Genomic DNA, 10049 nt, shown 5'->3' on the forward strand with positions numbered 1-10049 from the left:
TAAATGCCGGAATGGTCTACCGCTTGCGTTGACTGGGCCAGCAGGCTCGTTAACCGTCAATCTATCATCCCGCCACCCATTTACAGGGATTCTGGCGAGCACGCGTTGTCCATTTTTAAAGAACTCAGGGTTACCGACTTGCCCGGTAAGCCAACGTTCGGTGAATGCTCTGAAGATTGGGTGTTTGATTTTGTGCTGGCGATATTTGGTGGCTATGACCAGGCAACCGGCAATCAGAAGATCCGTGAATACGGTCTTCTGATAAGTAAAAAGAACACGAAATCCACAATTGCTGCCGGAATCATGCTAACGGCGCTGATCATTTGCTGGCGATCTGACGAGGAACACCTGATCCTCGCACCAACTAAAGAGGTTGCAGACAACTGCTTCAAGCCCGCCGCAAGCATGGTGAGGGAAGATGAAGAACTGTCTGCGTTATTTCATGTTCAGGATCACATTCGCACCATCACGCACCGCGTCAACCGTAACAGCCTGAAAGTAGTGGCCGCAGACAGCGATACTGTGTCCGGTAAAAAGGCCGGGCGCATCCTGGTTGAAGAACTCTGGCTGTTCGGCAAAAACGCCAAAGCCGATGCGATGTTCATTGAGGCTCTGGGTGGTCAGGTATCGCGTAATGAAGGTTGGGTAATTTACCTGACCACGCAGAGCGATGAACCACCTGCAGGCGTATTTAAGAAAAAGCTGGACTATTGGCGCAACGTTCGTGATGGCGTGATCAAGGATGGCAAGACTCTCGGTATTCTCTACGAATTCCCGCCTGAAATGGTTGAAAACGAAGGTTTCCGTAATCCTGATAATTTTTACATCACCAACCCGAACATGGGGCGATCAGTCAGCAAAGAGTGGCTGGATGATGAGTATCGCAAGCGTTCTCAGGAAGATGAGGGAAGCCTGAGAAAGTTTCTGGCGAAACACCTGAATGTCGAAATCGGCATGAATCTTCGCGGTGATCGCTGGGCAGGCGCCGAATACTGGGAAGCGCAGTCCGATCCATCCGTAACGTTCAAGCAGATACTGAGCCGCAGCGAAGTCATTACCGTGGGTATCGACGGCGGCGGACTTGATGACCTTTTAGGCCTCTCCATCGTTGGCAGAGACAAGAAAACCCGAGAATGGCTTAGCTGGTCGCACGCCTGGTGCCATGAAAAGGCGATTGAGCGGCGAAAAAGTGAAGAAAGCAAAATCATGGACTTTGTAAAACAGGGTGATATGACAGTCGTTAAATCGTTCGGTGAAGACGCTGACGAAGTGGCGATGTATGTCTCACAGATCCACGAAGCGGGCTTACTGGATAAGGTCGGAATGGACCAAGCCAGCGTTGGTGCCTTGTTGGATAGCCTGATTGATGCCGGAATACCTCAGGAATTGGTAGTGGGTGTCAGTCAGGGCTGGAGACTTGGTGGCGCGTGTAAAACGGCAGAGCGAAAGCTCACAGAAGGTGCCCTTAAGCATGCCCATCAACCTATGATGAACTGGTGCGTTGGTAATGCCAAGGTGGTGATCAGCGCCAATGCGCCTCTGGTAACAAAAGGAGCCAGCGGGATCGGTAAGATCGACCCGCTGATGGCGCTTTTTAACGCCATCCACCTTATGGCGCTAAATCCGGCGTCACCTAAAAAAGAATACAGCGTGTTTTTCATTTAGAAATTCCGCTCTTAACGACCCGCCAAGGCGGGTTTTTTCGTTTCTGGAGGAAGGGAAATGAAGAATCAGCACGCCGTAAGCCTTTTGAAGGTGAAGGCTGTCAATGAAGACACTCGGGAAATTACCGGCATTGCAACAACTCCATCACCTGATCGTTATGGCGACATTGTGATGCCCGAGGGGGCCAAGTTTCAGTTGCCTATCCCGCTGCTATGGCAGCACGACCATCAGTCCCCAATAGGTCAGGTGACCAGCGCAAAGGTCACTGCAGACGGCATTGAAATCAAAGCCACGCTGGCTCAGGCCGATGCACCAAGCCAACTTGCCGCAAGGCTTGAAGAGGCATGGCAAAGCATCCGGCTCGGGCTTGTAAAAGGGCTGTCTATTGGCTTCAGGCCTATCGAATACGCCTACATCGACGAGGGCGGCGTCAGGTTCACCAAGTGGGAATGGTATGAGCTCTCAGTCGTGACCGTGCCGGCCAACGCCGAGGGCACTATCCAGACCGTTAAATCAATCGATGAAAGGCTGCGTGCCGCGTCAGGCAATGAGCAGAAGGATTCGAAAAACAATAAAACCGCTGGCGCTACAGCACCAACAAAATCGCAGACTAAAGGAATTAACATGAACATTTCTGAACAAATCAAAACGTTTGAAACCAAGCGCGCCACTCTGGATGCAGAGCGTCAGGCGGTCATGTCAAAATCTTTCGATGAAGGCCGCACGCTGGATGCGGAAGAAGAAGAAAAATATGACGATCTGACCTCGGAAATTAAATCCGTTGACTCGCATCTTGCGCGCCTGCGTGATATGGAGTCGGCAAAAGCTGCAACGGCGCAGCCTGTGCAGAAGGCGGCCGGCGGCACTGTCGTTAAAACCACTGATAACCGCGCTCCTGCGGTAATCCATGTCGAAAAACCGCTGGAGAAAGGTATCGCGTTCGCCCGCTTCGCCAAATCTCTGGCAGCCGCTAACGGCAGCCGTACTGAGGCGCTGGAAATTGCCAAGCGTCAGTATCCGCGAGATGCCAAGCTGCATCACGTGCTGAAGGCTGCAGTTGGTGCAGGTACCACCACTGATCCTCAGTGGGCTGGCAGCCTGGTTGAGTACCAGGAGTACGCGAACGACTTCGTTGAATTCCTGCGTCCTCAGACGATTATTGGCCGCTTCGGTCAGGGCAATATTCCTGCATTGCGTCAGGTTCCATTTAATATCCGCATTCCGGCGCAAACCTCCGGCGGCTCAGCAAGCTGGGTTGGTCAGGGTAAGGCGAAGCCACTGACCCGATTCGATTTTGAATCAATCACCTTTGGATTCTCTAAAGTGGCGGCGATTGCGGTGCTGACTGATGAGCTTATCCGCTTCTCGAATCCTGCTGCTGATGCACTGGTGCGTAACAGTCTTGCTGAGGCGGTGATCGCTCGTCTTGATGTTGACTTCGTGAACCCTGCAAAAGCAGAAGTAGCGAACGTCTCACCGGCATCTATCACCAACGGCGCCCAGCAAATTCCAAGCACTGGAAACCCTGACACTGACAGCTCTAACGCATTCCAGGTGTTTATTGATGCTGGCCTTCAGCCAACCGGTGGCGTATGGCTAATGTCCAGCACGACTGCGCTGGCATTGTCTAAGCGTAAAAATGCACTGGGTCAGAAAGAGTATCCTGAGATGACCATGTTCGGCGGTACTTTTGAAGGCCTGCCGGCCATCGTTTCTCAGTATGTCGGCAATCTCCTTGTTCTGGTGAATGCGCCTGATATTTACCTGGCGGACGACGGCGGCGTTGCGGTTGATATGTCGCGTGAGGCTTCGCTTGAGATGGAGAGCGAGCCAGTGGGCGACAGTGTGACGCCAACGCCAACCGAAATGGTTTCCATGTTCCAGACCAACAGCGTGGCTATCCGCGCCGAACGCTGGATCAACTGGAAGCGCCGTCGCACGGCAGCCGTTGCGGTAATTACTGGCGTCAATTACGGCACCTCTGCTGGCAGCTAAGGAGTTGCGGGGAGAAATCCCCGCTTTTTTCGCTATGAAACAGGTTCGTTATCTTAAAAGCACCCATGATGCTCATGCTGGTGAAAAACGCTTTCTGCGTGACGATCACGCTGAGGTTCTCCGTTTAACCGGCTATGTCGAATTTATCGATATCGTCGAGAAGAAGACTAAGAACCAGAAAATGAAATAACGCCGGGAGAAGCAGCCAATGTTCGGTTTCCGCAAAAAACGTAAGGAAGAAAAGGCGCTGCAGGCTGCTAAAAGCGGCTGGTGGAACAGAATTTTTGAGTCGTTTACCGGTGCGTGGCAGAGAAATATCGAAGTTGATGCCACTACCGTTCTTGCTTATCACGCCGTATTTTCATGCATATCACTTATCTCTGCCGATATCGCTAAGATGCCTCTGCAGCTAAAGAAGAAGCTGAACAATGGAATATGGGCCGATCATAGTGATGCAAAGATTTCTCCATTGCTGAGAAAGCCAAACAGTTTCCAGACGCGCATGCAGTTTTTCGAAAGTTGGATGAACTCAAAGCTTTCTGATGGGAACACCTACGTTCTGAAACTGCGAGATGAGCACGGGGCTGTTAAGCAGCTTAGGGTGCTGGATTACAATAAAGTGACACCATACATTACTGAAGATGGTGAAATTTTCTATCAGGTCCGTCCTGATAATGTTCACGGCCTTGAACAGCAGGTCATGGTTCCAGCGCGTGAAATTATTCATGACCGGTTTAACTGTTTTTTCCATCCTTTGTGCGGGCTTTCCCCGATATATGCTTGTGGACTTACAGCAATGCAGGGTGACGCCATCCTTACTAATTCTGCTAACCATTTTAAAAATGGTGGAAAACCAGGAGGGGTCATTACCGTTCCAGGAGCAGTTGATCAGGATAAAGCGCGGGAAATAAAACAGAGCTGGGATGAAGGTTATTCTGGCGCTAATGCAGGTAAAACAGCCCTGCTTGCGGATGGTGCAAATTTTACAACCATCGCGATGACAGCTGTGGATGCGCAGATGGTAGAGCAACTGAAGCTTACCGCTGAGATTATCTGTGCCACATTCCATGTGCCAATTTACAAGGTTAACTCAGCTGCCACCCCGTCCTATAACAACATCGAAGCGCTGGATCAAGGATATTACTCCCAGTGCCTCCAGACGCATATTGAAGCCATCGAATTGCTGCTTGATGAGTCCTTTGAACTCGATGAGAAAACCGGCATTGAGATGGACTTAAATACTCTGATCCGCATGGATACCGAGGGGCGCTATAAAACCTATAGCGAGGCGATTGGTGCTGGATGGCTTGCGCCGAATCAGGCGCGAAGGAATGAAAATATGCTACCAGTTGAAGGTGGAGATACTCCTTACCTTCAGCAGCAAAACTTTGCTCTTGCCGCCCTGGCTAAAAGGGATGGTAGCGAAAACCCGTTTGGAAATTCATCTCAGACGGCCCCCCCGCCCGAGCCAATACAACCCCTTGATGACAACAGCAAGGCGCTGTCTGATCATGAACAGTTCATGGTTAAGGCAATGCTGAAAGGACTGCTAACCGATGAATGAACGTGACATGTCACTGCTTAAAGCGGTCAGTGAAGCTGTAAAAGAGCAACTGGCGGCAGTACACAAAAAGTACGAAACCGCTTTTCAGGCGCAGTCGAATAAGATAGCCGAACTGGAGGAAAAACTGAGGGAATTACAGGCTGATCCTGTCGATGAACGGTCAATCATCAAATCTGTACTTGAGCAGATTGATGTGCCGACGGCACCAGAGTTGCCTGATATTGACAAGATGGTGAAGGAAGCCGTGGCGCAGATGCCCGTTCCTGATGCACCAGAACCGCCAGCGATCCCCGATATAGGCAAGATGGTTAGCGATGCCGTTGCTGATATTGAATTGCCAAAACCTGAGCCGCTGCCGGATATCGTGCAGATGGTGAAGGAAGCCGTGGCGCAGATTCCAAAGGCCAGGGATGGTGAAGACGGTAAAGATGCGCTGCAGTTGGAAATAATGCCTGAGATTGTCACTGAGAAGTCGTATCCGCGCGGCAGCTACGCCATTCATTCTGGAGGTCTATGGCGATCTTATCAGAAAACGGCCGGCATGAACGGCTGGGAATGTCTGGTAGATGGCATCGATTCAATCGACATTCGCCAAGACGATGAGCGCCATTTCACTGTGGTGGCGACGAAATCTAGCGGTGAAAAAACTGAAAAATCATTCTCTGTTCCGGTAATGATCTACCGGGATATTTTCAAGGAAGGGAATAAATATTATCCCGGTGACAGCGTGACGTGGGGTGGTTCGGTCTGGTACTGCCATCAGGAAACAGGAGATAAGCCTGGAGAAGACGGTTCAAAAGGCTGGAAGCTGGCTGTTAAGCGTGGACGTGATGCGAGGGCGAAGTGATGCTTGAATTTGTAACGCTTAAAGAAGCTAAGGACCATCTAAGAGTTGATACAGATGCCGGTGATGAAGACCTGCAACTAAAAATCTACTCCGCCAGCGCGTCTGTGTACGACTACATTCAGGGAAGTCGTGACAAGGTCATCGACAGTGACGGAAAAGTTATTAAAGACACTCCTGAATTGCAGAGGGTGAAGCAAGCCACGCTGATTCTTGTTGGTATTCTTGATCGCGCTCGCGGTGGTGAAGAAGAGCCGCAATATCAGCAGGGTCAATTACCTTTTTCTGTAACCAGCCTAATTTATTCACTTCGTAAACCAACTGTATGCTGACAGCCGGGGGATTTATGGCATGTAAAGGATGTCAGGCACGTCGAGACTGGATCAAGAAATGGACGAAAATCGCCTATGAACGAGCAACAGGTAAACGCACTGATAGCAGCACTGCAGGAAGAGACGAAGGCAAAGAAGGAACAGACAGCAGCACTAACCCGCCTGGCGGAGTCCAATGAATCGTTGGTCGCTGTTCTTGCCGATGCATTTAGCAGTGATGCTGATCTGATCGAAACGACATCCATTGATGATCAGCGCCCTCAGTATCTGAGTACCAGGGGGTAATTATGCAGGCCGGGAAATTGCGACATCGCATCACACTTCAAAAGCCGGAGAAAGTACAGAACCCTGATAGTGGTGAGATGGAAGATACGTGGTTGGATCTAACCACTATCTGGGCTGAGGTAGTGCCACTTTCCGCCCGAGAGTTTGTGGCCGCTCAGGCAATGCAAAATGCCGTAACTACAAGGATTACTATCCGCTATCGTCAAGATATAGAGCCAAAATATCGGATATTGTTTCGCGGTAAGATATTAAATATTGAAGGTATTTTGTCCGATCCGAAAAGTGGTCTTGAATATCTGACGTTGCCATGTTCGGAAGGGGTTGATAATGGCTGATGGCGTTGAATACACCCTTACTGGCGTCGATGAGTTGATGGGAAAGTTGGAATCGATCAGCGATGACATGAAACGCAAAGGAGGGCGTGCGGCCTTAAGGAAGGCTGCCAACGTTATCGCCAACAGAGCAAAGGCAAATGCACAGCGACTTGATGATCCGGAAACAGGCCGCAGCATTGCCGATAATATCGCTGTGCGTTGGAATGGTCGTGAGTTTAAACGCAACGGAAACCTAGCCTTTAGGATCGGTGTACTGCATGGCGCAGTGTTGAAAAATCATCCCGATAAAGCCAAGAATGCCCCAACGCCGCACTGGCGACTATTGGAATTTGGTACCGAAAATATGCGGGCTCAACCTTTCATGCGACCGGCGGCTGAGAACAGCGCCGCTGAGGCATCCAATACGTTCGTTGTTGAATATGGAAAAGCTATCGATAGGGCAATAGCAAGAGCAGCCAAGAAAGGGGCAAGATGATGATCGCACCAATTTTTAAGGTCTGTGCTGCAAGTCAGGCGGTAACAGATCTCATCGGTTCAAGCCCTGTGCGGTTATATCCATTTGGCCTGCAGGATGACAATGTGGTCTATCCCTATGTCGTTTGGCAGAACATCAGCGGTTCACCAGAGAACTACCTGGACAAACGTCCGGACGCTGACAGCTACACGATGCAGGTAGATGTGTATGCCGATACGGTCGCGTCTGCTACATCCGTGGCCACAGCGCTGCGTGATGCCATAGAGCCACACGCCTACATTACCAGATGGGGCGGGCAGAGCCGCGACCCAGAAACAAAGCGCTATCGCTATTCATTCGACGTTGATTGGATAGTGCTTCGTTAACATTCCCAACTTTTCAACATACCGGCCTTGCGCCGGTTTTTTTATGACCGGAGATCACCATGTCTGTATTGACACAAGGCACGCAGTTTTATGTCCTCGCCAACGGCGTTGTAAGCGAAGTTGAATGCATCACATCATTCACCCCTGGTGGCAACCCTGCCGATCAGATCGAAGATACCTGTTTAAGCGAGCGCAACAGCCGCACCTATAAAAAAGGTCTGCGCACACCGGCATCAGCTACCGTCACGCTGAATGCTGATCCAAAAAACGCTAGCCACCTGATGCTGCATAACCTGGCAGAATCTGACGACGAATCACTGCTGACCTTTGCCGTTGGCTGGGCAGATGGTGAATCAGAACCAACTGCAGCAGCGCCTGGTGCTCCAAACGCTGTAGATGGCTTGCTGTTGCCTGACGATCGTACCTGGTTTGTTTTCCAAGGCTACGTTACCGATTTCCCATTCGATTTCCAGGCAAACACAGTGGTGAGCACGACCGCGACTATTCAGCGTTCTGGTCCTTCCGTTTGGGTTCCAAAGGCTCAAGCCGGCAGCTAATCAATCTATCCGCCGGGGCCGAGTGCCCCGCGTTAACTTCTCATTGATGGTAACGACATGAAATTAACTCTGGAATCGTTGAAAGAACATGGCGCCTTTACCGGTCGCCCGGTAGAGAAAGAAATCACCTGGAAGCAGGGCGAGAAAGAACTGACGGCAACGGTGTTTGTACGGCCTTTGGGTTACTACACTGCGCGATCAGATATTCTCGCGGTAGGTGGAAAAGTTGATGGCGTTGCTGGTCGCATCGCAGCTTCTATTTGTGATGAGAATGGCCAGCCAGTATTTACCCCTGCAGATATCACTGGTGAGGCGGATCCGGATCGTGGTGCGCTTGATGGTGCTTTAACAGTGGCTTTGCTGGTGGCCATTCAAGAGGTCAATAACCTGGGAAAGACGGAGCCATCAGCGCAGACGACGAAGCCTGGTGCGAATTAGTCCTGAATGGTATTGGCGGCAGGACAGTGGCAGAGGCTCAGGAGCGTCTCAGCCTTTCTGAGTTTCGCCTGTGGATGAAGTATCGTAACAAGTTTGGCAGTCTAAACCCTATGATGCGGACTGAGTGGGGTGCCGCGCTGGTGGCAAGTACGATCGCAAACGTCAATAGAGGTAAGGATACACCACCATTCCATATCACGGACTTTTCTCCACACATGGAAGAATCAGTTTTACCCATTAGCTTAGAAGAAGCTATGAAAGAATGGGATTAACTTGATACACTGCTGCAACCAAAACAAGATGGGAATGATGAAATGAAATTTATTTTTACAGCTTTTTTTATTCTTATGCTTTCTGGTTGTGCAAACAAAATTGACTATAATAAAGCCTCATTGAACCTATCTATAGGTATGAGCAAGTCTCAAGTTCAAGGTGTTATGGGGCAGCCAAGAAGAACTGATGTGAATTCTGATAGGGAAAGATGGATTTATTGGAATCCTGTTATGGTCGGTTTTACTCCTGTGGATAATGAACAATTATCTCAAGATAGATTAGTGGTGACATTTATTAATGAAAAAGTTGCCAAGTGGGGTAAGCAAACATTATCTGATGATATTTTAGAATCATCACAAAAAACAACGCAGGCCTACATGGATGCACTTAATAAAAAATAACTACTTTAATATAAACAAGCCTCGCAATTGCGGGGTTTTTTTATGCCCGGAGAGTGTATGGCTAGCAAATCACTTGGAACACTTACAATTGACCTGATCGCAAAAACGGGCGGATTTGTATCAGGCATGGATAAGGCAGAGCGGGCATCTGAAAAATGGAGGAAGCAGGTACAAAAAGATGTTGCCGATAGTAGTAAAGCTCTCGCTGGCATGGCTACAGCTGCTATGGCTGCTGCAACAGCAATAGGTGTAGCAGGATATCAGCTATTGAAATCTACTTCAGAGCAAGTCGCCAATACTGATAAATGGGCAAAATCTTTAAATATGTCAACGCAGGAATTGTTGGCATGGCAATTTGCAGCTGAGAAAGCTGGTTTGTCAGGCGAAAACATGTCTGACATTTTCAAGGATCTTGGTGATAAGATTGGTGATGCTGTATTAAATAAGTCTGGTGAAGCCGTTGATGCCTTAAATGCTCTCGGGTTGTCAGCTGAGAAATTAGCAAAAGCATCACCAGATA

The 10049-nt window shown here is 49.6% G+C and carries 13 protein-coding genes and 1 pseudogene; all 14 read left to right on the forward strand.

Going from position 1 to position 10049, the window contains the following annotated elements; all coding sequences use genetic code 11:
* Positions 1-3: 3 nt before the first annotated feature.
* Positions 4-1665 (forward strand): terminase large subunit, encoded by a 1662-nt coding sequence (locus ACJ8IN_RS23200; protein WP_439076096.1) that lies wholly within the window; start codon positions 4-6, stop codon positions 1663-1665.
* 57 nt (positions 1666-1722) lie between these two features.
* Positions 1723-3660: a phage major capsid protein gene (locus ACJ8IN_RS23205; RefSeq protein WP_442519542.1), complete on the forward strand. Its 1938-nt coding sequence runs from the start codon at positions 1723-1725 to the stop codon at positions 3658-3660.
* Between the two features lie 208 nt (positions 3661-3868).
* Entirely contained in the window at positions 3869-5224 is a 1356-nt protein-coding gene (locus ACJ8IN_RS23210) for a phage portal protein (RefSeq protein ID WP_442519543.1), read from the forward strand.
* Entirely contained in the window at positions 5217-6071 is an 855-nt protein-coding gene (locus ACJ8IN_RS23215; RefSeq protein ID WP_442519544.1) for a hypothetical protein, read from the forward strand. Before ACJ8IN_RS23210 ends, ACJ8IN_RS23215 begins: the two co-directional genes overlap by 8 nt.
* Positions 6071-6400 (forward strand): head-tail connector protein, encoded by a 330-nt coding sequence (locus ACJ8IN_RS23220; protein WP_439076100.1) that lies wholly within the window; start codon positions 6071-6073, stop codon positions 6398-6400. The genes ACJ8IN_RS23215 and ACJ8IN_RS23220 overlap by 1 nt, the downstream gene beginning before the upstream one ends.
* A gap of 75 nt (positions 6401-6475) precedes the next feature.
* Positions 6476-6685, forward strand: a complete 210-nt coding sequence (locus ACJ8IN_RS23225) for a hypothetical protein (RefSeq protein WP_439076101.1) — start codon at positions 6476-6478, stop codon at positions 6683-6685.
* A gap of 2 nt (positions 6686-6687) precedes the next feature.
* Positions 6688-7020: a phage head closure protein gene (locus ACJ8IN_RS23230; RefSeq protein ID WP_442519545.1), complete on the forward strand. Its 333-nt coding sequence runs from the start codon at positions 6688-6690 to the stop codon at positions 7018-7020.
* Positions 7013-7495, forward strand: a complete 483-nt coding sequence (locus ACJ8IN_RS23235; RefSeq protein ID WP_442519546.1) for an HK97-gp10 family putative phage morphogenesis protein — start codon at positions 7013-7015, stop codon at positions 7493-7495. The genes ACJ8IN_RS23230 and ACJ8IN_RS23235 overlap by 8 nt, the downstream gene beginning before the upstream one ends.
* The gene (locus ACJ8IN_RS23240) at positions 7495-7860 is read left to right on the forward strand and encodes a DUF3168 domain-containing protein (RefSeq protein WP_442519547.1); all 366 of its coding nucleotides are present in this window, start codon (positions 7495-7497) and stop codon (positions 7858-7860) included. The genes ACJ8IN_RS23235 and ACJ8IN_RS23240 overlap by 1 nt, the downstream gene beginning before the upstream one ends.
* A 59-nt stretch (positions 7861-7919) precedes the next feature.
* Positions 7920-8417 (forward strand): phage tail tube protein, encoded by a 498-nt coding sequence (locus ACJ8IN_RS23245; protein WP_060706308.1) that lies wholly within the window; start codon positions 7920-7922, stop codon positions 8415-8417.
* A gap of 57 nt (positions 8418-8474) precedes the next feature.
* Positions 8475-8855, forward strand: a complete 381-nt coding sequence (locus ACJ8IN_RS23250; protein WP_060429318.1) for a phage tail assembly chaperone family protein, TAC — start codon at positions 8475-8477, stop codon at positions 8853-8855.
* Between the two features lie 26 nt (positions 8856-8881).
* Positions 8882-9127: a phage tail assembly protein T gene (locus tag ACJ8IN_RS23255; protein ID WP_424840221.1), complete on the forward strand. Its 246-nt coding sequence runs from the start codon at positions 8882-8884 to the stop codon at positions 9125-9127.
* A 42-nt stretch (positions 9128-9169) separates the two neighbouring features.
* Positions 9170-9529 carry an outer membrane protein assembly factor BamE domain-containing protein gene (bamE, locus tag ACJ8IN_RS23260; protein ID WP_071883868.1) on the forward strand — a complete coding sequence of 120 codons (360 nt, stop codon included), beginning with the start codon at positions 9170-9172 and terminating at the stop codon, positions 9527-9529.
* A gap of 57 nt (positions 9530-9586) precedes the next feature.
* Positions 9587-10049: pseudogene (locus ACJ8IN_RS23265) on the forward strand (phage tail tape measure protein); the annotation flags it as partial.

The sequence above is a fragment of the Serratia sp. CY31944 genome (genome assembly GCF_052169175.1).
GTDB lineage: Bacteria > Pseudomonadota > Gammaproteobacteria > Enterobacterales > Enterobacteriaceae > Serratia > Serratia sarumanii.

What these genes read in the sequence shown, in the direction of transcription:
- ACJ8IN_RS23200 (WP_439076096.1), top strand. Translation starts at nt 4, where the DNA reads ATGCCGGAATGGTCTACCGCTTGCGTTGACTGGGCCAGCAGGCTCGTT.
- ACJ8IN_RS23205 (WP_442519542.1), top strand. Translation starts at nt 1,723, where the DNA reads ATGAAGAATCAGCACGCCGTAAGCCTTTTGAAGGTGAAGGCTGTCAAT.
- ACJ8IN_RS23210 (WP_442519543.1), top strand. Translation starts at nt 3,869, where the DNA reads ATGTTCGGTTTCCGCAAAAAACGTAAGGAAGAAAAGGCGCTGCAGGCT.
- ACJ8IN_RS23215 (WP_442519544.1), top strand. Translation starts at nt 5,217, where the DNA reads ATGAATGAACGTGACATGTCACTGCTTAAAGCGGTCAGTGAAGCTGTA.
- ACJ8IN_RS23220 (WP_439076100.1), top strand. Translation starts at nt 6,071, where the DNA reads ATGCTTGAATTTGTAACGCTTAAAGAAGCTAAGGACCATCTAAGAGTT.
- ACJ8IN_RS23225 (WP_439076101.1), top strand. Translation starts at nt 6,476, where the DNA reads ATGAACGAGCAACAGGTAAACGCACTGATAGCAGCACTGCAGGAAGAG.
- ACJ8IN_RS23230 (WP_442519545.1), top strand. Translation starts at nt 6,688, where the DNA reads ATGCAGGCCGGGAAATTGCGACATCGCATCACACTTCAAAAGCCGGAG.
- ACJ8IN_RS23235 (WP_442519546.1), top strand. Translation starts at nt 7,013, where the DNA reads ATGGCTGATGGCGTTGAATACACCCTTACTGGCGTCGATGAGTTGATG.
- ACJ8IN_RS23240 (WP_442519547.1), top strand. Translation starts at nt 7,495, where the DNA reads ATGATCGCACCAATTTTTAAGGTCTGTGCTGCAAGTCAGGCGGTAACA.
- ACJ8IN_RS23245 (WP_060706308.1), top strand. Translation starts at nt 7,920, where the DNA reads ATGTCTGTATTGACACAAGGCACGCAGTTTTATGTCCTCGCCAACGGC.
- ACJ8IN_RS23250 (WP_060429318.1), top strand. Translation starts at nt 8,475, where the DNA reads ATGAAATTAACTCTGGAATCGTTGAAAGAACATGGCGCCTTTACCGGT.
- bamE (WP_071883868.1), top strand. Translation starts at nt 9,170, where the DNA reads ATGAAATTTATTTTTACAGCTTTTTTTATTCTTATGCTTTCTGGTTGT.